At 72.9% G+C, this 20,906-nt stretch carries 19 protein-coding genes and 1 pseudogene; 14 read left to right on the forward strand and 6 right to left on the reverse strand.

The window, feature by feature from the left end:
- Positions 1 to 99 precede the first annotated feature (99 nt).
- From ACFY8U_RS31070 to ACFY8U_RS31090, 5 genes are read left to right on the forward strand one after another with little or no spacing between them, the layout of a single operon-like run.
- Positions 100 to 1,734: an ABC transporter substrate-binding protein gene (locus ACFY8U_RS31070; protein ID WP_389575560.1), complete on the forward strand. Its 1,635-nt coding sequence runs from the start codon at positions 100 to 102 to the stop codon at positions 1,732 to 1,734.
- Positions 1,731 to 2,684 (forward strand): ABC transporter permease, encoded by a 954-nt coding sequence (locus ACFY8U_RS31075; RefSeq protein ID WP_389575561.1) that lies wholly within the window; start codon positions 1,731 to 1,733, stop codon positions 2,682 to 2,684. The genes ACFY8U_RS31070 and ACFY8U_RS31075 overlap by 4 nt, the downstream gene beginning before the upstream one ends.
- Positions 2,681 to 3,559, forward strand: coding sequence for an ABC transporter permease (locus tag ACFY8U_RS31080; RefSeq protein ID WP_389575562.1), 879 nt, complete (start codon positions 2,681 to 2,683; stop codon positions 3,557 to 3,559). The genes ACFY8U_RS31075 and ACFY8U_RS31080 overlap by 4 nt, the downstream gene beginning before the upstream one ends.
- Before the next feature lie 5 nt (positions 3,560 to 3,564).
- Complete coding sequence (locus tag ACFY8U_RS31085) at positions 3,565 to 4,581, forward strand: ABC transporter ATP-binding protein (RefSeq protein ID WP_389575563.1); 1,017 nt, start codon at positions 3,565 to 3,567, stop codon at positions 4,579 to 4,581.
- Positions 4,575 to 5,405 (forward strand): ABC transporter ATP-binding protein, encoded by an 831-nt coding sequence (locus ACFY8U_RS31090; RefSeq protein WP_389575564.1) that lies wholly within the window; start codon positions 4,575 to 4,577, stop codon positions 5,403 to 5,405. The genes ACFY8U_RS31085 and ACFY8U_RS31090 overlap by 7 nt, the downstream gene beginning before the upstream one ends.
- Positions 5,406 to 5,500: 95 nt before the next feature.
- Here the strand turns inward: ACFY8U_RS31090 and ACFY8U_RS31095 are convergent, their stop codons facing one another.
- On the reverse strand, positions 5,501 to 6,241 hold the full coding sequence (locus ACFY8U_RS31095; RefSeq protein WP_389575565.1) for a class I SAM-dependent DNA methyltransferase: 741 nt from the start codon (positions 6,239 to 6,241) through the stop codon (positions 5,501 to 5,503).
- A gap of 129 nt (positions 6,242 to 6,370) precedes the next feature.
- Between ACFY8U_RS31095 and ACFY8U_RS31100 the strand changes: the two genes are divergently transcribed.
- Genes ACFY8U_RS31100 through ACFY8U_RS31110 form a run of 3 tightly spaced genes read left to right on the forward strand, consistent with a single transcriptional unit; the run spans position 6,371 to position 9,206 of the window.
- Positions 6,371 to 7,126, forward strand: a complete 756-nt coding sequence (locus ACFY8U_RS31100; protein WP_389575566.1) for a (Fe-S)-binding protein — start codon at positions 6,371 to 6,373, stop codon at positions 7,124 to 7,126.
- On the forward strand, positions 7,123 to 8,556 hold the full coding sequence (locus ACFY8U_RS31105) for a LutB/LldF family L-lactate oxidation iron-sulfur protein (RefSeq protein WP_389575567.1): 1,434 nt from the start codon (positions 7,123 to 7,125) through the stop codon (positions 8,554 to 8,556). Before ACFY8U_RS31100 ends, ACFY8U_RS31105 begins: the two co-directional genes overlap by 4 nt.
- Complete coding sequence (locus ACFY8U_RS31110) at positions 8,553 to 9,206, forward strand: lactate utilization protein C (RefSeq protein ID WP_389575568.1); 654 nt, start codon at positions 8,553 to 8,555, stop codon at positions 9,204 to 9,206. The genes ACFY8U_RS31105 and ACFY8U_RS31110 overlap by 4 nt, the downstream gene beginning before the upstream one ends.
- Positions 9,207 to 9,321: 115 nt before the next feature.
- Here the strand turns inward: ACFY8U_RS31110 and ACFY8U_RS31115 are convergent, their stop codons facing one another.
- Both ACFY8U_RS31115 and ACFY8U_RS31120 read right to left on the reverse strand, forming a co-directional pair.
- Positions 9,322 to 9,639, reverse strand: coding sequence for a hypothetical protein (locus ACFY8U_RS31115; RefSeq protein WP_389575569.1), 318 nt, complete (start codon positions 9,637 to 9,639; stop codon positions 9,322 to 9,324).
- Positions 9,640 to 9,768: 129 nt separating this feature from the next.
- Complete coding sequence (locus ACFY8U_RS31120) at positions 9,769 to 10,698, reverse strand: TIGR03564 family F420-dependent LLM class oxidoreductase (RefSeq protein WP_389575570.1); 930 nt, start codon at positions 10,696 to 10,698, stop codon at positions 9,769 to 9,771.
- 328 nt (positions 10,699 to 11,026) lie between these two features.
- On the opposite strand from ACFY8U_RS31120, the gene ACFY8U_RS31125 reads away from it, so the two are divergent.
- The 6 genes from ACFY8U_RS31125 to ACFY8U_RS31150 all read left to right on the forward strand — a co-directional run bounded on the left by ACFY8U_RS31125 (position 11,027) and on the right by ACFY8U_RS31150 (position 18,010).
- A complete protein-coding gene (locus ACFY8U_RS31125; protein WP_389575571.1) occupies positions 11,027 to 11,794 on the forward strand; it encodes a GntR family transcriptional regulator in 768 nt (255 codons plus the stop codon).
- A 45-nt stretch (positions 11,795 to 11,839) separates the two neighbouring features.
- Entirely contained in the window at positions 11,840 to 12,067 is a 228-nt protein-coding gene (locus ACFY8U_RS31130; RefSeq protein WP_125741086.1) for a ferredoxin family protein, read from the forward strand.
- 14 nt (positions 12,068 to 12,081) lie between these two features.
- A complete protein-coding gene (locus ACFY8U_RS31135; RefSeq protein ID WP_389575572.1) occupies positions 12,082 to 13,452 on the forward strand; it encodes an ABC transporter substrate-binding protein in 1,371 nt (456 codons plus the stop codon).
- On the forward strand, positions 13,449 to 14,330 hold the full coding sequence (locus tag ACFY8U_RS31140; protein WP_389575573.1) for an ABC transporter permease: 882 nt from the start codon (positions 13,449 to 13,451) through the stop codon (positions 14,328 to 14,330). The genes ACFY8U_RS31135 and ACFY8U_RS31140 overlap by 4 nt, the downstream gene beginning before the upstream one ends.
- A complete protein-coding gene (locus ACFY8U_RS31145; RefSeq protein ID WP_389575574.1) occupies positions 14,327 to 15,082 on the forward strand; it encodes an ABC transporter ATP-binding protein in 756 nt (251 codons plus the stop codon). Before ACFY8U_RS31140 ends, ACFY8U_RS31145 begins: the two co-directional genes overlap by 4 nt.
- A gap of 144 nt (positions 15,083 to 15,226) precedes the next feature.
- Positions 15,227 to 18,010 (forward strand): fumarate reductase/succinate dehydrogenase flavoprotein subunit, encoded by a 2,784-nt coding sequence (locus ACFY8U_RS31150; RefSeq protein WP_389575575.1) that lies wholly within the window; start codon positions 15,227 to 15,229, stop codon positions 18,008 to 18,010.
- Positions 18,011 to 18,023: 13 nt separating this feature from the next.
- Here the strand turns inward: ACFY8U_RS31150 and ACFY8U_RS31155 are convergent.
- The 3 genes and pseudogenes from ACFY8U_RS31155 to ACFY8U_RS31165 all read right to left on the reverse strand — a co-directional run bounded on the left by ACFY8U_RS31155 (position 18,024) and on the right by ACFY8U_RS31165 (position 20,786).
- Positions 18,024 to 18,793: pseudogene (locus ACFY8U_RS31155) on the reverse strand (class E sortase).
- A gap of 51 nt (positions 18,794 to 18,844) precedes the next feature.
- Positions 18,845 to 19,588, reverse strand: a complete 744-nt coding sequence (locus ACFY8U_RS31160; RefSeq protein WP_389575576.1) for a hypothetical protein — start codon at positions 19,586 to 19,588, stop codon at positions 18,845 to 18,847.
- A 34-nt stretch (positions 19,589 to 19,622) separates the two neighbouring features.
- Positions 19,623 to 20,786, reverse strand: coding sequence for an ABC transporter substrate-binding protein (locus ACFY8U_RS31165; protein ID WP_389575577.1), 1,164 nt, complete (start codon positions 20,784 to 20,786; stop codon positions 19,623 to 19,625).
- Positions 20,787 to 20,906: the final 120 nt, after the last annotated feature.

Consider the following 20,906-nt stretch of genomic DNA (forward strand, 5'->3'; position numbering starts at 1 on the left):
CACCCCCACGCTGCCCCGCCACAGCAAGCTCCACAGCCCGCACCACACCTCGTTCCATCCCCCAGCGCCCGTCACTACACCCGTAAGGGGTGGGTCTCCTTGCGCATCTCCAGAGCCACCGCGCTGCTCCTCTGCACCGCCGCCGTCGCGACCACCACCGCCGGCTGTTCCGGCGCGACCGGATCCGGATCCGGCGGCGCCTCCGCCTACACCGTCACCCCCACCTCCCCCGCGGCGAAGGGGACGATCGGGGCGCTCACCTGGTCGCTGTACGCCGAGCCGTACACGCTCGACTACGCCCTCGCGTACGACTACCCGCCCAACACCGTGCTCGCCAACGTGTGCGAGCAGCTGCTGCGGGTCACCCCCGATCTGAAGATCGAGCCCGGGCTGGCCGTGAAGTACGCCAACCCCGATCCGAAGACCTGGGTGTACACCCTGCGCTCCGGGGTGACGTTCCACGACGGCACGACCATGACGGCCGACGACGTGGTCGCCTCCCTCAAGCGCCATATGGACCCGGCGACCGGGTCGCCCTGGGGGTCGGCGTTCAAGAACGTCGCCTCGATCAGCAGCAGCGGTCCCCTGGAGGTGACGATCCGGCTCACGCAGCCCGACGTCCTGCTCAACGAGCTGATGGCGGCCTCCCCCGGCACCGTCGAGAGCGCCGCCTTCCTGGCGAAGGCAGGCAAGGACTACGGCGGCCCCAAGGGGAAGGTCAACTGCACCGGTCCGTACGCACTGGACGACTGGGCCCAGGGCGAGAGCGTCACGCTGAAGAAGTACCCGGCGTACTGGGACACGGCCCTGGCCCCGAAGAACGACACGGTCACCTTCACGTTCGTGGAGGACCCGGCCGCCCGCACCAACGCCTTCCTGTCCGGCACCGCCGACGGCGGCTACATGGTGCCCGCCACCTCACTCGCGCAGCTGCGGGCCACCACCAAGGGGAAGCTGTACTTCGGCCCCAACACGGCGGCCGCCGACCTCTCCGTCCTCGACTTCACCGGACCGCTCGGCGATCTGAAGGTCCGGCAGGCCCTCTCCATGGCCCTCGACCGGAAGAACATCGTCAAGGCGGCGGCCGGCGGTGTCGGCGTCCCGGCGAAGGCGCCCACCGCACGCGGCGCGTGGGCGCTCGTGCCGGAGAAGACCGACGCCTACTTCGACGCCCTGCCCGAGCCGGTGTACGACGTGGCCGCCGCGAAGAAGCTGGTCGAGGAGGCCGGTGCGAGCGGGCGGAGGATCACGCTCGTGACGAGTTCGCTCGCGCCGGAGATCAGCGTCGTGGCCAACGCCGTCCAGGCGGCGGGGCGGCAGATCGGGCTCGACGTCCGGCTGAAGGCCGTCGCCCCGGAGGCGTACAGCAGCATCTTCGTCGACCCCGAGGCGCGCAAGGGCCTGGACCTGGTCATCACCAACGGGTACGACAACACGCCCGACCCGCTGGAGTTCTACCAGTACCTGCGCACGGGCCACGTCGGGAACTACGGCAGGTGGTCGAACGCCGCGTACGACGCCGCCTTCGACCGGGCGAACGCGGAGCCCGACCCGGCCCGCAGGGCGGATCTGACGGCCGAACTCCAGAAGATCGCGGTACGCGAACTCCCCGTCATCCCGCTGTACGAAGCCCCCTACTCGGTCTTCCTGGGCAGCAGGGTCACCGGCGCGCCCACCGGAATCGCGCAGCTGTACTACCCGTGGGCCGCGACGATCGGGGCCGCACAGTCATGACGCGCTATCTGGCGGGCCGGCTCCTCGGCCTCGTGACGGTCCTGCTCGTCACGTCGGTCGTGGTCTTCGCCGCGGTGCATCTCGCCCCCGGCGACCCGGTGTCCTTCCTGCTCCACGGCCGTCCCGCGACGCCTGAGGCGATCGCGGCGCTGCGCGCCCAGTACCACCTGGACGATCCGCTTCCGGTCCAGTACGCGAAGTGGCTGGGCGGGGTCCTGCACGGCGACTTCGGCCGCTCCGCGCAGTTCCACCAGGACGTCGGTTCGCTCATCGGCTCGCGCCTGCCGGGCACGGCCCTGCTCGTGGGGTACGCGGCGCTGCTCGTCGCCGTCCTCGGGGTGACCGCCGGCGTCCTGGCGGCCCTGCGGCCCGGGGCGGTGGACCGGACGGTGCTGCTCGGTACCGGTGTGGCGACGGCGACCCCCTCGTTCGTCAGCGCCATCGCGCTCGTCTCGCTCTTCTCCGTCCAACTGGGCTGGTTCCCCGGGCCCGGTGGCACTCCGGAGGGCTTCACCGACCGGGTGTACCACCTGACGCTGCCGGCGTTCGCGCTGGCGATCACCTTCGCCGGGATGCTCGCCCGGGTCACCCGGTCGGCGATGCTCGACGAGATGGGGCGCGAGCACGTCGAGGTGGCGCGGGCCCGTGGGGTCGCGGCCGGCTCCGTGGTCCGCCGTCATGTGCTCCGCAACGCCCTGGGCCCGATCGTGACCGTCGGCGGCACGATGCTCGCCGGTCTGCTGATCAGCACGTCGATCGTCGAGACCGCGTTCAACGTGTCCGGCATCGGTTCGCTGCTCGTGCAGTCGGTGACGGCCAAGGACTTCGCCGTCGTCCAGGCGATCACCCTGCTGAGCGTGACGGCGTTCGTCGTCGTCAATCTCGTCGTCGACCTGCTCGTTCCGCTGGTCGACCCCCGGCTGTCCGTCCACGGGGAGGCGTCCCGATGACCACCACCCTCTCCCCCGCGTCCGGCGCACTGCGCCGTCGCCCGGGACTGCGCGCCCTGCGCGTCCTCGGGCAGGGGCCGCTCTTCACGGCCGCCGTCGTCGTGCTGGCCGGACTCGTCCTGGTCGCCGTGCTCGCGCCCGTACTCGCGCCGTACGACCCCGAGGCGCTCGATCTGTCGGCGAGCCTGGTGGGCACGGGCGGCGACCATCTCCTCGGCACCGACCAGTCGGGCCGGGACATCCTCTCGCGGCTGCTCCACGGCGCGCGGACGGGGCTGCTCGGACCACTGCTCGTGGTCGGCGTCTCGACGCTCCTGGGCACTCTGCTGGGCCTGGTCGCCGCCTGGCGCGGCGGCTGGGCGGACGTGGTGCTGTCCCGGTCGATGGACCTGGCGTTCGCGATTCCCGGACTGCTGTTCGCGATCCTGCTCGTGTCCGTCCTCGGCTCGGGCATGACCGCGCCGGTGATCGCCATGGCGGTGGCGTACACGCCGTACGTGGGGCGGCTCGTGCGGGGCATCGCCCGCCAGGAGAAGGCCCGCCCGTACATCGAGTCGTACCGCGTGCAGGGGTGGTCGGGCTGGACGATCTGTCTGCGGCATCTTCTGCCCAACATCGCCCCGACGGTGTTCGCGCAGTCCGCGATGAACTTCGGGTACGCCCTGATGGACCTCGCCGCGCTGTCGTTCCTCGGGTTCGGCGTGCAGCCGCCCACGGCCGACTGGGGCGCCATGATCAACGAAGGCCAGGCGGCCCTCCAGCAGGGGGCGATGCTGCCCGCGCTCGCGCCGTCGGTCTGTGTCGTCCTGGCCGTGGTGGCGTTCGGCATCGTCGGCGAGGGCCTCGCCGACCGGATCGCGAAGCGGGAGCGATGAACCCCATGAACACCATCGACAACGCGGGCCGGATCGGCCCCTCCGACACGGGACGGTCTCCCGTGCTGGAGATCGACGGGCTCGCGGTCCGGCTGCCGGGCGGGCAGGCGGCCCGGCCCCTCCTCGACGGCGTCACGCTCCGGGTCGCGCCGGGCGAGACCGTCGGCCTGGTCGGCGAGTCCGGTTCGGGCAAGTCGGTCGCGTGCCGCAGCGTGCTCGGCCTGCTGCCGGCGAAGGCGCGGACCACCGGTGCGGTACGGGTGGGAGGCCGCGACGTCCTGACCATGGACCGCGCGGAGCTGGCACGGCTGCGCGCCCGGCAGGTCGCCATGATCTACCAGGATCCCCGCGCCTCGGTGAACCCGCTGCGCCGGATCGGCGACTTCGTCACCGAGGGGCTGCGCGCCGCCGGTACCCCCGCGGCGACGGCCCTCGCACGGGCCGAGGAACTCCTCGACGCCGTGGGCATCCGCGATCCGCGGGGTGCGCTGCGCCGCTATCCGCATCAGTTCTCGGGCGGCATGCTCCAGCGGGTGGTGATCGCGGCGGCGCTGGCGGGCGAGCCGGAGCTGCTGGTCGCCGACGAGCCGACCACGGCGCTCGACGTCACGACGCAGGCCGAGATCATCGCGATCCTCACCCGGCTCCAGGCCGAACGCGGCACCGGCCTCCTCTTCGTCACCCACGATCTGGAGCTGGCGTCGGCGATCTGCGACCGCGTGTACGTGATGTACGCGGGCCGGATCGCCGAGACGGCGGACACCGGCACGCTGTTCGACCGGCCGCGGCACCCGTACACGGCGGGGCTGCTTGCCTGTACCCCCCGTATCGGGGCCGGCGCCTCCGCTCCACGGCCCATCCCCGGCCGGCCCCTCTCGCTCGCCGAGGCGCCGCCGGGGTGCGCCTTCGCGGCGCGCTGCGTCCACGCGCAGGCGCGGTGTGTCGAGGAGACACCCGTGCCGGCGCGCCACGGCGACGGTCTGGCCGCCTGCCACCGCGCCGACGAAGGGATCACATGGTGACCAGAACCGAGAAGCACCTGCCCCACGAGCTCGTGGTCGACGGGCTGCGCAAGCGGTACGGGGGCCACATGGCCGTGGACGACGTGTCGTTCACCCTCGCGCCGGGCGCCTCGCTCGGCATCGTCGGCGAGTCGGGCAGCGGCAAGACGACGACCGTGCGGATGCTGGTCGGACTCGAGCGGCCCGACGGCGGAACGGTCCGGGTCGGGGGCCGGGACCGCTCGGCACCGGCCCGCGGCCGCGCCGAGCGCCTGGCGCGCGCCCGCGAGATCCAGATGGTGTTCCAGGATCCGTACCTCTCCCTCGACCCGCGCGTTCCGGTGGGCCGGTGCGTCGAGGAGGTGCTGCGTCTCCATGTCCCGCTGGAGGCTGCGGCGCGGCGGGTCCGTGCCGCCGAACTCCTCGACCAGGTGGGCCTCGGCGAACGGGAGGCGGCGGCCCTGCCGGGCAAGCTCTCGGGCGGCCAGCGCCAGCGCGTCGCGATCGCCCGCGCACTGGCCGCCGAGCCGCGGTTCCTCGTCCTGGACGAGGCGGTGGCGGCCCTGGACGTCTCGATCCAGGCGCAGGTGCTCGAACTCCTGAGCAGGATCAGACGCGAGACGGGCGTCGGCTTCCTCTTCGTCACCCACGACCTGGCCGTGGTCCGGCACATCACGGACGAGGTGATGGTCCTCAGGGCGGGCCGCGTGGTGGAGAAGGCCCCCACGCAGAGACTCCTGCACGCACCGGCGCACCCCTACACCCGTCTCCTGCTGGACTCCGTCCCCCGCCGTGGCTGGAACCCGGGGAGAGGAGGCCCGCCTCACGACACGCCCAACTCCTAGAGGGACCGACGAGGTTCAGCGCCCCCCTCGCGGGGGGCCACGGCGAGCAGTTGGGCGAGCAACCGGTATCACGGGCGACGCCCCATCGGCCGGCGTCAGACCGGCTTGCGCCAGACGGAGATGTGCTTCGTGGAGTTCTGGGTGAACGGCGCCCCGTCCCAGTCCGCGACGCGGCGTTCGAGTTCGAGCCCGGCGATCCGTGCCATCAGGTCGAGCTCTGCCGGCCAGGCGTACCGGTGCCGGGAGCTGCCACGGCGGTAGCGTCCGTCGGCGCTGTCGCGGGTGAAGTGGTGCGAGACGAGAATCTGCTCGACGAGGTCGAAGGTGTCGAAGCCGAGGTGCTGCTCGGAGAGGGCGAACGGCACCGCGACCTGGCCGGGCGGCAGGAACCGCAGCGGTGGCACCCCCAGCTCGATGACGAATCGGCCGCCCGGCTCGAGATGCCGTGCGGCGTTGCGGAAGCACTCGACCTGCTCGTCCTGGGTGAGCAGGTTCGTGATGGTGTTGTACACGAGATAGACCAGGGTGAACCCGCCCGGGACGACGGTGGTGGCCATGTCCCCGACAGTCACCGGGAGCGTGTCCTCGTCGGCCTTGCGCCGCAGCACCGCCGCCATGTGCGCGGACAGCTCGATGCCCACCACCGGCACGCCGCGCTCCCGGAGCGGCACGCCGACGCGTCCGGTACCGATGGCGAACTCCAGTGCCCGGCCGTCTCCGGCGAGGTCGGCGAGGAAGGCGAGTACCGGTCCGAGGACTGCGGCGGAGGACATCTCGGCCTCCTCGGCGTCGTAGCGTTCGGCGGTCGCGCGGGTCCACAGCTCACTGCTCGTCACGGCAACCACTCTCCCGCGCGCCGAGGGCCGCTGTCGACGCGTTTACCGTCCGTGGGCGGTCGCGGGCGGGGCCGGACGCGGGCTACCTTCCGGGGGAAGGGATCATCGACGTGACGTGAGGGAGCCGCGATGCGTGTTGCTCTGTTCCTGACCTGTGTCAACGACACGCTGTACCCGGACACCGGCCGGGCCGTCGTGCGGCTGCTCACCCGGCTGGGTGTCGACGTCGACTTCCCGATGGGGCAGACCTGTTGCGGGCAGCCGCAGTACAACACCGGATACCGGCGGCAGGCCGAGCCGCTCGCGCGGCGGTTCGCCGCGGTCTTCGGCGGTTACGACGCGGTCGTCACCCCCTCCGGTTCGTGCGGCGCGATGGTCCGCGAGCTCTATCCGCGCATGGGCGAGCGGGCGCGGGCCGAGGGCCGTGGTGACGGGCTCGCCCTGGCCGTCGCGCCGGTCGTGCCGAAGACGTACGAGCTGACCGAGTTCCTGGTCGACGTCCTCGGCGTGACGGACGTCGGCGCGTCCTACCCGCACAAGGTCACCTACCACCCCACCTGTCACGGTCTGCGCGGCCTCCGTCTCGCGGACCGGCCGTACCGTCTGCTGTCGGCGGTGAAGGGGCTGGAGCTGGTGGAGCTGCCGGGCGCGGAGGAGTGCTGCGGCTTCGGTGGCACCTTCGCCGTGAAGAACCCCGACGTCTCGGCCGCGATGGGCGCCGACAAGGTCCGCAGCGCCGTGTCGACCGGAGCCGACGTCCTGTGCGCGGCGGACAACTCGTGCCTGATGCACCTCGGCGGCACGATGAGCCGGCTCAAGGTCGGCGTCAGGCCCGTCCACATCGCCGAGATCCTGGCTAGCACGGAAGAGGAGCCGGCGGCATGAGCGGTACGTTCCTGGGCATGCCGGCCTTCCCGGAGGCCGCGCGCGACGCGGTGCGGAACACCACCCTGCGGGCGAACCTTCGGCACGCCACCCACACGATCCGCGACAAGCGCGCCAAGGCGGTGGCGGAGCTGGACGACTGGGCCGAGCTGCGCGAGGCCGGCAAGCGGATCAAGGACCACACGCTCCGCCATCTCGACCACTACCTGCTCCAGTTGGAGGAGTCGGTGGTACGGGCCGGGGGCACCGTCCACTGGGCCGCGGACGCCGCCGAGGCGAACCGGATCGTCACCGGCCTGGTGAAGGCGACGGGCGAGAGCGAGGTCGTCAAGGTCAAGTCGATGGCCACGCAGGAGATCGGACTCAACGAGGCGTTGGAGGCCGAGGGCATCGCCGCCTACGAGACCGACCTCGCCGAACTGATCGTGCAGCTCGGGCACGACCGCCCCTCGCACCTTCTCGTACCCGCCATCCACCGCAACCGTGGCGAGATCCGTGACATCTTCCGCTCCGAGATGGGCCGTTGGGGCCGGCCGGCGCCCGAGAACCTGAGCGACAACCCCACCGAGCTGGCCGAGGCCGCCCGGCTCCACCTCCGCGAGAAGTTCCTGCGCGCCAAGGTCGGGATCTCGGGGGCCAACTTCATGATCGCCGAGACCGGCACGCTGGTGGTGGTCGAGTCCGAGGGCAACGGCCGGATGTGCCTGACGCTGCCGGAGACCCTGATCTCGGTCGTCGGCATCGAGAAGGTCGTGCCGGCCTGGCGGGACCTGGAGGTCTTCCTCCAGACCCTCCCCCGCTCCTCGACCGCCGAGCGCATGAACCCGTACACCTCCATGTGGACCGGCACGACGGACGGTGACGGGCCGCGGACCTTCCATCTCGTCCTGCTCGACAACGGCCGCACCGACACCCTCGCGGACGAGGTCGGCCGCCAGGCTCTGCGCTGCATCCGCTGCTCGGCCTGTCTGAACGTCTGCCCCGTCTACGAGCGGGCCGGCGGCCATGCCTACGGCTCGGTCTACCCGGGCCCCATCGGCGCGATCCTGAGCCCTCAGCTCCGGGGCACCGAGAGCGCGATCGACGCCTCGCTGCCGTACGCCTCCTCCCTCTGCGGGGCCTGTTACGACGTGTGCCCGGTCGCCATCGACATCCCCGAAGTCCTCGTCCACCTCCGCGAGAAGGTCGCCGAGGGCGAGGGCCACCGCCTGGAGAAAGCCGCCATGGGGGCGGCCGCATGGGCGTTCGGCCGTCCCGGCGTCTACGCGGCCGGCCAGCGCCTGGCCTCCCTCACCCGCGGCCTCCATCCCTCCCGCCTGCCAGGTCCGGGGCGAGCGTGGACGGACAGCCGTGATCTGCCCGAGGTCCCGGCGGAGTCCTTCCGCGGCTGGTGGAAGCGTGAGCACGAACGGAAGGAGGGATCCGAGTGAGCGGCAGAGAGCTGATCCTGCGCCGGATCCGCAAGGCCCTGACCGACGTACCGGCGGACGACACGCCCTACGACGGGGCCGTCCCCCGGAACTACCTGCGTGAGCACGGGGACCGGGACACCGAGGAGACCGTGACCCTGCTCGCCGAGAACCTGGCGGAGTACCGGGCGGTCGTCCACCGCTGCCGCCCCGACGCGCTCCCGGAGCTGATCGGACGCCTGCTGGCCGAGCGCGGCGCGCGCCGGGTCCTCGCGCCGGCGGGTCTGCCCCGCGCGCTCCTGAGCCGTACGGACGTGGCCGTCGTGGACGACCGGGCCGCACTCACCCCGTACGACCTGGACGAGGTCGACAGTGTCGTGACGGGGTGCGCTGTCGCGATCGCGGAGACCGGTACCGTCGTCCTCGACGCCGGCCCGGACCAGGGCGGCCGCCGCATCACCCTCGTACCCGACCATCACATCTGTATCGTGCGCACCCCCGCGCAGATCGTCGCCTCGGTACCGCAGGCGCTCGGACGCCTCGATCCCACGCGCTCCCTGACCTGGATCTCGGGCCCGTCGGCGACGAGCGACATCGAACTCGACCGCGTCGAGGGGGTCCACGGCCCACGACGGCTGGACGTGATCCTCGTCGACGCGTCTCCGGACTGACCGAGCTGGGCCGTGGCGCGCGGACCTTCGATCCACAGGTGGGTGCCGGCCCCGCAGCGGCCCGCCGTGCGGTGCCCGGCGGGCCGCCCCGGTCACCCCTCGCTCATCCCCCGCCTCACCCCTCGCTCACCGCGCCGGACGCGAGGGGTTCGCGGGATGCCGCCGTGCGCTCGGCGCGTCCTTGGGCCGCCGTCCCTCCGACCAGCGTCAGCGGGACGGAGAGGCTGTCGCACATCCTCTTCGCGCGCGCGACCGCGCTGAGCGTCGCGGCGGTCGGCGGCCCCGCGGGCAGCTCCAGGACGACTCCCGCCGGCCGGTGGGAGTCGACGAGAGCCTGGAGCAGAAGGGCCGCGGCGGCCCGGTTCGTGACGTCGAGGTCCTCATGCAGCGTGACGTACAGCGTCCCTGCGTCGATGTGGTGGCTGAGCAGCATCGCGACCTCCAGACAGAACCTCGGGTACGCCCCGGCCGCCGCGCGGGCGGGACGATGGGCAAAGGGGCAGATTCCCGGCATACGGCTCGGGAAAACCCTGGTCAGGCACTGTTCCCGCGTGTGGCCGCGTCATCGTGTCCCGGCGAGCTCCCCGAGCAGCTTCCAGGTGCGGAGCCGGTCGGCCTCACCGCCCAGGTCCGTCGCCGTGAACACGACCTCCGTGGCCCCCGCCTCGCGGTAGCGCCGCACCTCCGCGGCGACGGCTTCCTCGTCTCCGATCACCGCCACGTCGGCGGCCCGCTCACCACCGGACAGACCGATGACCCGCTGGTAGGAGGGGATCCGCTCGTACAGCGACAGGGTCTCGGCCGCGGTCTCCCGTACGGCCTCGACGTCGGCCGTGACCACTCCCGGGACGAGGGCCACGATCCGAGGTGCCGGCCTGCCCGCCGCCTCGGCGGCGGCGTTGACCGCAGGGACGATGTGCTCCGCGAGGGCGCGGGGTCCTGCGAGGAACGGCAGCACACCGTCGGCGAGTTCCCCGCTGACGCGCAGTGCCTGCGGCCCCATGGCGGCGACCAGGAGCGGCACCGGCGGCGCGGCGCCGGGCACCGCCGCCGGGAGCGGGGTGGTCGCGGTCAGCAGCTCTCCGTGGAAGTCGGCCGCGCCCGTCTCCAGGAGAGGGCGCAGGGCTGTGAGGAACTCCCGGAGGAGGGCGATGGGCCGCTCGTACGGTATGCCGAACCCCTCCTCCGTGAGGTGCCGGGTGCCGAGGGCGAGCCCGAGGTGGTAGCGGCCGCCGGTCGCGGCCTGGGCGGTCTGGGCCTGGCTGGAGACGACGAGCGGATGGCGGCCGAAGACCGGGATCGCGGAGGTCCCCACCTGAAGCCCGGGCACCTCGCGCCCGACGATCGCGGCCAGGAGGGGAGAGTCGTACGCGAAGGTCTGCCCGAACCAGGCCGAGCGCAGGCCCGCCGCGTGGGCCTCCCTGGCGAGGTGGACCGTGCTGTCGATGGAGAGTTGGTGAGAGGTCGAGCTCAGCGTCACTCCGATAGTCATGCTCCGGGCAACCACCGGTGAGCCGTCGGGCATTCCGGCCGCACGACGGGAGAAGGGCGCGGCGCGGGAGAAGGCCGCCGCCCCGAGCGCCGCCGCGGGAGACGGGCCGCCGCGCCGGGCCGCCGCCGCAGTGGACGGTCGCCGCCGCGGGCGCGAGGGGCAATCTGCTCGCATTCTGGGCAGGAAGCGTCCATCTGGTGGGCGACAGGGTGGCGGATCTTCTCACCCCACTGAAAAAACCGCAGGTCACGGCGGTGTCTTCGGTCCGTCAGGTGGCGCAATGTGGCCGCAACACCATCCGGTCGATTCCCCCGGTACGTTCCCGGACATGCCAGCCGAACCCGCCCCCGCCTCCCTCCCGGTCGCCGCCGCGCGCCGCCGGCGACTCCGCGCGGACCGGGCCCGGGAGCTCGCCGACCTGCTGCGCCACCAGATCCTGGCGGGCGGCTTCCCCGGTGGTGTCCTCCCTCTGGAGGACACCATCGCCACCGACTACCGGGCCAGCCGCAACACCGTCCGCCAGGCCCTGGACCTGCTGCGCGGCGAGCAACTCGTCGACCGGCAGCCGGGTGTGGGCACGGTCGTGGTCTGCGAGAAGTACCCGCACGGCCTGGACCGGCTCCAGGGCCTGGCGGAGACGCTGCACGAGCACGGCCGGGTCACCAACGAGGTGCGTACCGTCGGGCCGGTCGCCGCGTCCGGCCCCGTGGCGCACCGGCTGGGTCTGCCCGAGCACACGGACGTCCTCTGCATCGAGCGGCTGCGCCGGCTCAACGGGCTGCCGCTCTCGCTGGATCTGTCCTACCTGCCCATGGACATCGGCGGTGAACTCCTCGGCTGCGACCTGGAGAACACCGACGTGTTCCGGCTCCTCGAATCACTGACCGGCGGTCCGCTGGGCCATGCCGAGATCACCCTCGAAGCCGTCAACGCCGACGCCCACTCCGCCGCGGTGCTCCAGGCTCCCCGGCGAGCCGCCGTACTGATGCTGGAGCGGCTGACCTGTCTGCCCGACGGGCGGCCCGTGGACCTGGAGTTCATCCGGTTCCGCGGCGACCGCATCACCATGAGCGGCGTCCTGCACCGCTCCGTCTGAACACCCTCACCGCCGACGCCTTTCCCCACCCTCCGGGAGACAGCCATGCCTCTGGTGCCGCAACGCGCCGACGTGCCCGTGACCATCGACGAGTCCAAGTGCATCGACGGCTGCACGCTCTGCGTCGACATGTGTCCGCTCGACTCGCTCGCGATCCGCGAGGACAACGGCAAGGCGTACATGCACGTGGACGAGTGCTGGTACTGCGGCCCCTGCGCGGCCCGATGCCCCACCGGCGCGGTCACCGTCAACATGCCCTATCTGCTCCGGTGAAAGGCCCGACTCCCATGCCCGGCACAGCCGTTTCCCTGCCCCGTTCCCCCGTCCGGCTCCTCTCCCTCTCCCTCGCGACGCTCCTCGTCTCCGCGTGCGGCGGAGCGGCGGGCGCCGACGACGACACGGCCGGCGCGCGCACCGTCACGGTGACCGTCGGCTACCAGTCCAAGACCATCAACACCGTCACCGCCGGTACTCTGCTGCGCTCGCTCGGCTACTTCGAGGAGGAGCTCGCGGCGCGTGGGAAGAAGGACGGCGTCACCTACAAGGTCGCGTGGCAGGACTACGCGACCGGCGCCCCGATCACCGCCCAGATGACCGCAGGGAAGATCGACATCGGCTCGATGGGCGACTTCCCCCTGCTCATCAACGCGGCCCGCGGCAAGCAGCTGCGGCAGCCGACGCGGCTGGTCTCGGTCACCGGCTACAACCTGCGCGGCGGCCTCAACACCGTGGTCACCGCTCCCGGTTCACCCGTGCGGTCGCTCGCCGACCTGCGCGGCAAGAAGGTGTCGACGAGCGTCGGCTCGGCCGCCGACGGGACGCTGGTCCGGGCCCTCCAGCGCGCGGGCGTCGACCCGGACAAGGGCATCCGGAAGCTGAACCAGCAGCCCAGCGTCGGCGCGTCCGCGCTCGCCGCCGGGAGCGCCGACGCCCTGTCCCAGTTCGTCGCCTGGCCCGGGCTGCTGGCCTACCAGGGCCGCGCCACGGCGCTGTACGACGGCGCCGAGCTGAACCTGCCGACCTTCCACGGGGTCACCGTCCGGGAGAAGTTCGCCAAGGAACGGGCGGGAATCCTCGACGACTTCCTCACGGCACAGCGGCGGGCCACCGACCATCTGCGGCAACAGCCGGTCGCCGCGGCCGAGTCGGTGGCGAAGGAGACCGGGCTGCCCGCCGAGGTCGTCTACCTCTACAACGGCGCGAACGGCATCGCCACCTTCGACCCCGCGCTCCGCCCGGAGTTGATCGACGCGCTGAAGAAGGACGTGCCGCTGCTGAAGGCGGCCAAGCTGGTGGGCGACGTCGATGTGGACGCGTTCGTCGACCGGGCCCCGCTGGAGCGGGCCGCGCAGGCCCCGTCGTACCCGAAGGCGACCGCCTCGAAGCCCGAGCTGTGGCTGAAGGGGCAGAGCACCACCCGTACGTTCGACAGCCCGAAGGAGCTCCTGAAGGCGGCCACGTCCGCCAACGGCGTGCGGGCCGCGTACGTCCCGGACGCGGTGACCGGCACCCTGTGGTTCGCCGACAAGGCGGTGTGGGTCGTCGACGGCGCCGACCTGCACGCCTTCGTCACCCCGTCCGGCGCGAAGGCGTACACCGACGCGCACCCCGGATCGCGGGTCGTCGACCACGCGACCGCCGTCGGTCTGGCGTCATGAGCGCGGGACGCTGGCTGCTGCGGGCGGGCTCGCTCGGCGCGGCCCTCGGCCTGTGGCAGCTGCTGACCTCCCTCGACGTCAATCTGTGGCTGCGGTTCGAGCAGTTCCCCACGGTCGGGGAGGTGGCCTCCGCCGCCGCCGACCGGATCGGCACCGAGGCGTACTGGCAGGACCTCGGGCACAGCCTGCGCCGGATCATGGTGGGCTTCCTGCTGGCCGCGGTGGCGGGCGTGACGGTCGGCACCGTCGTCGCCCGCTCCCGGTGGGCCGCCGATCTCCTGGGCCCGGTCCTGGAGGTGGCCAGGCCCGTTCCGGCCATCGCTCTGGTCCCGGTCGCGATCCTGCTGCTGCCCAGCAACGAGCAGGGGATCGTGTTCATCACCTTCACCGCGGGCTTCTTCCCGGTCCTCGTGTCGACCCGGCACGCGGTGCGCGCCCTCACCCCGGTCTGGGAGGAGGCCGTGCTCACCATGGGCGGCAGCCGGGCGCGCGTGCTGTTCTCGGTGGTCCTGCCCGGGGCGCTGCCGGGGATCTTCGGCGGCCTCTCGGTGGGCATCGGCGTCGCGTGGATCTGTGTGATCTCCGCGGAGATGATCTCCGGCGAGTACGGGGTCGGTTACCGCACCTGGCAGGACTACACGGTCGTCGACTACCCGGGCGTGTTCGTCGGCATGGCCACCATCGGCGCCCTGGGCTGGCTCACCTCCACGGCCGTGGAGCTCCTGGGCCGCCGCGTCACCTCCTGGCTGCCCCGGCCCGCCGCGCGACCCGCGGGCGGTGCGGCGCGCGCGGTGTACCGCCGTCGCCCCGTCTCCCGTACGGCCGTCGCTCCGGCACCCGTGTCCACACCCGTCGTCGAGAAGGAGTCGGTCTCATGACCAGCGCGCCCCCGAGCGTCGCACCCGCGCGGGCCGGCGCTGAGCTCGCCCTGCACGACGTACGGCTCGGTCACGCGGACGGTACGACGGTCTTCGCCGCCGCCGAACTGCGGATCGCGCCCGGCGAACTGCTGACCGTGGTCGGCCCGTCCGGCTGCGGCAAGTCGACCCTGCTGCGCACCCTCGCCGGTCTGCTCCCGCCGCTGGAGGGCCGGGTGACCCACGACGGCGAGCCGATCGAGGGGCCGGCGGCCGACCGGGCGCTGGTCTTCCAGGACGACGCGCTGCTGCCCTGGCGTACCGTCCGCGCCAACGTGGAACTGCCCCTGGCGATCCGCCGGGTGCCGCGCGCCGAGCGACGCAGGTCCGCCGCCGACTGGCTGGACCGGGTCGGCCTCGCCGACCACGCCGGCAAGCTTCCGCACCAGCTGTCGGGAGGTCAACGGCAGCGCGTGCAGCTGGCCCGCGCCCTGGTCGGCAGCCCCCGCGCGGTCCTGATGGACGAGCCCTTCGGCGCGCTCGACGCCCACACCCGCGCGGGCATGCAGGACCTCCTCGTGGAGATCCTGCGCGGCACGGGCGCCACCGTCGTGTTCGTCACGCACGACGTGGACGAGGCCCTCCACCTGGGCGATCGCGTCGCCCTGCTGCCCTCCGGCCGGCTGCTCGACGTACCGCAGCCGCGCCGACGGGACGCCCGGCAGTCACCCGCCACCGCCGAACTGCGCCGCCGTGTGCTCGCATCGCTCTGATCGCGGCCACTCCCTGATCCCGGCGTCCCCGTAGCCGGGCGTCCCCGTAGCCGGGCGTCCCCGTAGCCGGGCGTCCCTGTATCCCGGCATCCCTGTATCCCGGCATCCCTCCGTTCCCGCCCGAAGGCTCCCGAAAGGCTTCCCGTGGACACCCCTCTGGCCATCCCCGACCTCGCCGACGCGACCGAGCTGACCTGCGACGTCCTCGTCATCGGCGGCGGAACCGCCGGCACCATGGCCGCTCTGACGGCCGCCGGGCGGGGCGCCGACGTGATTCTCCTGGAGAAGGCGCACGTCCGGCACTCCGGCGCCCTCGCCATGGGCATGGACGGGGTCAACAACGCCGTCGTCCCGGGCCGGGCCGAACCCGACGACTACGTCGCCGAGATCACCCGCGCCAACGACGGCATCGTCGACCAGTCCACCGTCCGGCAGACCGCGACCCGCGGCTTCGCGATGGTCCAGCGGCTGGAGTCGTACGGGGTGAAGTTCGAGAAGGACGAGCACGGTGAGTACGCGGTCCGCCAGGTGCACCGCTCCGGCTCGTACGTGCTGCCGATGCCGGAGGGGAAGGACGTCAAGAAGGTCCTCTACCGGCAGTTGCGGCGACGGGAGATGCGGGAGCGGATCCGGATCGAGAACCGGGTCATGCCGGTGCGGGTACTCACACACCCGGAGGACGGGCGGGCCATCGGCGCGGCCGGATTCCATACCCGTACGGGCGAGTTCGTCGTCGTGCGCGCGGGCGCGGTGATCCTGGCCACGGGCGCGTGCGGCCGGCTCGGACTGCCCGCCTCCGGCTATCTGTACGGGACGTACGAGAACCCCACCAACGCCGGCGACGGCTATGCCATGGCGTACCACGCGGGCGCGGCCCTGACCGGCATCGAGTGCTTCCAGGTCAACCCGCTGATCAAGGACTACAACGGTCCCGCCTGCGCGTACGTGGCGAATCCGTTCGGCGGGTACCAGGTGAACCGGCACGGCGAGCGGTTCGTGGAGTCGGACTACTGGTCGGGGCAGATGATGGCCGAGTTCGCGGCCGAACTCGCCTCGGACCGGGCCCCGGTGTACCTGAAGCTCAGCCATCTGCCCGAGGAGACCATCAGCGCCGTCGAATCGATCCTGCACACGACCGAGCGCCCCACCCGTGGCACGTTCCACGAGGGGCGGGGGCACGACTACCGCACCCATGACATCGAGATGCACATCTCGGAGATCGGGCTGTGCGGCGGGCACTCCGCGTCGGGGGTACGGGTCGACGCGCATGCCCGCACGACCGTGCCCCGGCTGTACGCGGCCGGAGACCTCGCCTGCGTACCGCACAACTACATGATCGGGGCCTTCGTCTTCGGTGACCTGGCGGGCGAGGACGCGGCCCAGTACCGGTCGTACGAAGGGGAGTTGCCGCAGGACCAGCTCGCCGCCGCCCATGAGCTCGTCTACCGCCCGCTGCGCCACCCCGACGGGCCGCCGCAGCCGCAGGTGGAGTACAAGCTGCGGCGGTTCGTGAACGACTACGTGGCACCGCCGAAGACCGGGGCGAAGCTGTCCCTCGCGGTGGAGGCGTTCGACCGGATGTCGAGGGAGATCGAGGGCCTGGGCGCGCGCACCGCACACGAGTTGATGCGGTGCGCCGAGGTGTCCTTCATCCGGGACTGCGCGGAGATGGCGGCACGGGCGTCGCTGGCGAGGACCGAGTCCCGCTGGGGCCTCTACCACGAGCGGCTCGACCACCCGGAGCGCGACGACGCGGGCTGGCTGCACCACATCGACCTGCGCAAGTCGCCCTCCGGGGCGATGGAGTTCACGGCCCGGCCGATCGAGCCGTACGTGGTGCCCGTCCCGGAGTTCGCGCCGGAGGCCGGGCCGGAACGGTGGCTCGGGGAGGTGACGCTGGTGCCGACGGCCACGGCGGGCCGGCGGGACGCCGCCCCGGCGGCAGCCGGGAGGGCGTCCGCCGGAAGCGCGGCTCAGGCGGTGCCGGCAGAAACGGCGGCGGGATCAGCGATGGAATCGGCGATCGCTCCGGGCGGGCCGAGCCCGGCGCTGCTGCGGCTGCTCGCCCTCGCCGAGGAGTCCCCCGATCTGGCCGCCCTCGGCCCCTACCTCACCGATGCCGACCCGGCCGTCCGGTCGGCCGCCGTCGCCGCCCTCGGGGAGACCGTGCCGGCCGGGGCGGGGCCCGCGCTCGCCGTACGGCTGCGGGACACCGCGCCCCAGGTCCGGCACGCCGCCGCGGCCGCCCTGCGCGAACTGGTCGAAGTACTGCCCGCCGAAGCCGAGTTGAGGGATGCCTTGCAGGAAGCGCTCGCCGAGACGGACCCGGTCGTCCGCTCCGCCGCCCTCGAAGTCCTGCGCGCGCAGCGCCTCGGTGACGCCTCGGTGTACACCGGTGCGCTCACCGACCCCGACATCGACGTCCGGATCCACGCCGTCCGTGGCCTGGTCGCGGTGGACGCCGTCGCGGAGCTCGCGGTGGCCGCCTCCGACGCCGCCCGCGAGGTCCGGGTGGCCGTGGCACGAGGCCTGGCAGCCGTCCGTACACCGGACCCGGCTCCGCTGCTCCCCCTGCTGGACGACCCGGACCCCCTGGTCAAGGGCGCCGCTTTCGCCGCCCTTGCCGTCACCGGCTACCCGCCCGCGTACACGGAGTCGGCCGTCACCGCGCTCGCCGCCCCTGCCTGGCAGGTACGGGCCGGAGCCGCGACCGCTCTCCGCGCGGCGGCTGCGGGGCAGGCCGTACCCGCGCTCGCGAAGGCCCTGGCCGACCCGAACGCGGACGTCCGCAAGGCCGCCGTCCTCTCGCTCCACCCCCACCGGGCCGACCCCGAGGCCCGCGCCGCCCTCGCCACGGCCACCACCGACCCCGACGCCGACGTCCGCGCCCACGCCTCACGGGCGCTGTCCCGCCCCGCGACGTCCTAGAAGGGCCGCTGCTTCAGGCGGGCCGCTCCGAGGTCAGGACGCCTATCTTGTCGATGCGGTGCTCGGGGTTGCCCTGGGCGTCCCGCCAGAAGTTGCCCGCCGCGTCGTCCTCCGGCGTCGCGCACGTGGAGAGGGTGATCATGGCGAGGGTGGGCTTCTCCCCCGGCTCGCCCGGCACGGCGGCCCGCTGCTCGGCGAGCGAATCGGCCGAGCGGAAGGACGTGGTCCGCGTCTCGACGATCTCGTAGGTGTAGACCGTGCCTCGGGCGGTGACGTACACCTCGTCCCCGACGTCGACCGAGGGCAGCGCCCGCAGGGGTCCGCCGGCGGAGAGCCGGTGGGCGGTCACCAGGTAGTTGCCGATGTCCCCCGGTCCGACGCCACCGCGTTCACCGTGGGGGCTGGCGGCCACACCGCGGTCCTGGATCCGGGTGCCCGCCGCGTCGTCGGTCGTCCCCTCGTACGGCAGGACGTCCAGGTCCTCGACGCCTATGGACGGTATGGACAGCTCGGCGGCGACGGGGGTCTGGGCGAGGGCTCCGCGGGCGACGGCGGCGCCGCCTCGGGGGCGGGGGGTACGGCGGGTGCCGGGGCGCGGGCGTCGGCGGACGTACCCACCGCGCTGCGGACGTCGGCGGAGGTTCCGCCCGCACCGCCGGAGAGCGCGGCGACGGCCGCGACGATCGCGGCGACCACGGCCACTGCGGCGACGGCCAGAGCGCGGTGTACGCCCCGGCCTCTCGGCGGGCCCTTACTCAGGGTCCCGCGTCGCTGGGCACCCATACCCCAAGGATCGCCCACGCGTGCCACCCCGGCACCCCGGGCGTAGACGGGTCACCCGACCCCGTCCCCGGCCTCCACGCGGTGGGCCTCCAGGCCGGGTGTCGTGAGCAGCTCGGTGATCAGCTCCTCCGTACCGCCGACATAGGTGCTGACCAGGTCGACGTCACCGCCGACGCACCAGGCGCGGTCCTGCGGCCACCACAGGTCGGGGAGTTCCATGAAGGGGTCGAGGATCTCCGGGGACAGGACGTCGGCCAGCGGTCCGGAGAGCAGGATCTCGTCCCGTCCCGGGGTCGGGAAGGTGGGGGTCCCGGGCCACTCCCGGCGGCCGTACCCCTCCCACAGCCCGAACCAGCACCGCTCCGGCGTACCGGTGTGCCGGGCGAGAACGGGCAGCAGGGCCCGCGCGACCTCGCCGGGCGTGGGTCCCTCGGCGGCGTGCTCGTCCCACACGCCGGGCAGGCCGTACTCCTGCGCGTTCTGGTAGAACCGCTCCAGGCCGATGACCTCGTGCCAGTCCGTGAGGGCTTCGACGCGCCGTCCGTACGCGGCGGCCACGGTCTCCCAGCGCACCGGCCGCTCGTCGAGGCTCGCGGGGTGCAGCACGCGCGCGTACGCCGCGAATCCGGGCGCGGCGACTCCGGCCACGGTCCCGAAGTCGCCGTACCCGGGGCGCCGTTCGGTCAGCCAGCGGGCGGGGGCGAGGTCCGTCTCCTCGACGCGCAGGCGTCCGTACGAGGCTTCGGCCCCGCTCTTCTCGGCCCCGCTCTCGTCGGCCCGGCTCTCCTCGTTCACGCGCCACCACCCTCCGTCGGCGTCCCCACGGCTTCTATGCTCCTCCGGCGTGGAGGATCCGGAAACGATCGGGGTCCGCCGGATCTCGGTCGACGACCTGGATCGGCGCCCGGTCCCACTGCCACACGCCGATGCCGGGTGTGCGGGAGAACCGGATCTTCCCACGGGTGCCTTCGACCGCGACGCGCGGCCACGCCTCGGCCGTGCGCGCCCGGCCCGCGCCGTGCCCGACGTCCGCCCCGTGCCCGACGTCCGCGCCGTTCTCCCCGTGAGAACGCAGTACATCGGCGAGGACGGTGATCGTGTCGTAGCCCTCGAAGGCGACGAAGGAGGGCGCTTCGGCCAGTCGCTCACGCAGGGCCGTCCCGACGCGTACGCCGAGTGGGCCGAGGCGCTCGGGCAGGTAGCGCAGGAACGGGACCGCGGCGCCGTCGTCGCCCAGCAGCCGCGCCCACGCGGCGAACTCCGGTTGGCCGGCCGGAGCGCCGATCAGGAGGTCGGCGAGACGCTCGTCGCGTCGGACGGCCTTGACGATCGACACGGCCGGCTCGGGATTGCCGACCAGAAGCAGGAGCGCTGTCGCGCGATGCTCGACGACTTCGTCGCACACGCCCGTCGGGCCGAGTTCGCGCAGGTCGAGTTCGACGACGGTGCCACCGCGTGGAGCGAGGTGGTCCCGCAGGATGCGGGTCCCGGAGGCCCAGTAGACGCTCGGCTCGGCCGCTACGGCGATGCGGTCGTGGCCCGACTCGAGGAGGAAGTCCGCGTAGGTCCGCCAGCCGTGGGACTGCGGCGGGGCGAGGCGCGCGACCCAGTCCGTCGGCTCTTCGGTGAGCGCGTCGAGCACCGCCGACGAGCAGAGGAACGGCAGGGCGAGGGCGTCCGCCCGGGCGGCGGCGGCGCGGGCGACCACGCTGTGGTACTCCCCCACCACGGCGGCCACACCCAGGCCGGCCAGTTCGTCCACGGCCGTCGCGGCCCGCTGCGGATCGGCCGCGGTGTCCCGGACCACCAGCTCCAGCGGTGCTCCGGCGATCCCGCCGGCCGCGTTGACGTCACCGACGCCCAGCTCGAGTCCCGCGAGCAGGTGCCGGCCTGCCTCGGTCCAGCCCGGACGAGTCAGCGGTACGAGAGCGCCGATCCGGACGGATGCTCCGTCAGCCCGCTCGGCCCCGGGCGGCGATGGTGGCGTGTTCATGCGTGGACGTCTCCCGACAGACGGTGCGGTTGCCGTGCGAAGCGCCGAGAGTAGCCGAGCCGGGAACGGCCTGGTCCGGCACCCCGTCCCGGCGTACAGAGCACGTACATATTCCGTCCA

This window comes from Streptomyces sp. NPDC012508 (assembly GCF_042902595.1).
GTDB lineage: Bacteria > Actinomycetota > Actinomycetes > Streptomycetales > Streptomycetaceae > Streptomyces.

Bases quoted from the DNA above. Each gene is read 5' to 3' on its own strand.
- ACFY8U_RS31075 (WP_389575561.1), top strand. From the start codon at position 1,731: ATGACGCGCTATCTGGCGGGCCGGCTCCTCGGCCTCGTGACGGTCCTG.
- ACFY8U_RS31080 (WP_389575562.1), top strand. From the start codon at position 2,681: ATGACCACCACCCTCTCCCCCGCGTCCGGCGCACTGCGCCGTCGCCCG.
- ACFY8U_RS31085 (WP_389575563.1), top strand. From the start codon at position 3,565: ATGAACACCATCGACAACGCGGGCCGGATCGGCCCCTCCGACACGGGA.
- ACFY8U_RS31090 (WP_389575564.1), top strand. From the start codon at position 4,575: ATGGTGACCAGAACCGAGAAGCACCTGCCCCACGAGCTCGTGGTCGAC.
- ACFY8U_RS31100 (WP_389575566.1), top strand. From the start codon at position 6,371: ATGCGTGTTGCTCTGTTCCTGACCTGTGTCAACGACACGCTGTACCCG.
- ACFY8U_RS31105 (WP_389575567.1), top strand. From the start codon at position 7,123: ATGAGCGGTACGTTCCTGGGCATGCCGGCCTTCCCGGAGGCCGCGCGC.
- ACFY8U_RS31115 (WP_389575569.1), bottom strand. From the start codon at position 9,639: ATGCTGCTCAGCCACCACATCGACGCAGGGACGCTGTACGTCACGCTG.
- ACFY8U_RS31120 (WP_389575570.1), bottom strand. From the start codon at position 10,698: ATGACTATCGGAGTGACGCTGAGCTCGACCTCTCACCAACTCTCCATC.
- ACFY8U_RS31125 (WP_389575571.1), top strand. From the start codon at position 11,027: ATGCCAGCCGAACCCGCCCCCGCCTCCCTCCCGGTCGCCGCCGCGCGC.
- ACFY8U_RS31130 (WP_125741086.1), top strand. From the start codon at position 11,840: ATGCCTCTGGTGCCGCAACGCGCCGACGTGCCCGTGACCATCGACGAG.
- ACFY8U_RS31135 (WP_389575572.1), top strand. From the start codon at position 12,082: ATGCCCGGCACAGCCGTTTCCCTGCCCCGTTCCCCCGTCCGGCTCCTC.
- ACFY8U_RS31140 (WP_389575573.1), top strand. From the start codon at position 13,449: ATGAGCGCGGGACGCTGGCTGCTGCGGGCGGGCTCGCTCGGCGCGGCC.
- ACFY8U_RS31145 (WP_389575574.1), top strand. From the start codon at position 14,327: ATGACCAGCGCGCCCCCGAGCGTCGCACCCGCGCGGGCCGGCGCTGAG.
- ACFY8U_RS31165 (WP_389575577.1), bottom strand. From the start codon at position 20,786: ATGAACACGCCACCATCGCCGCCCGGGGCCGAGCGGGCTGACGGAGCA.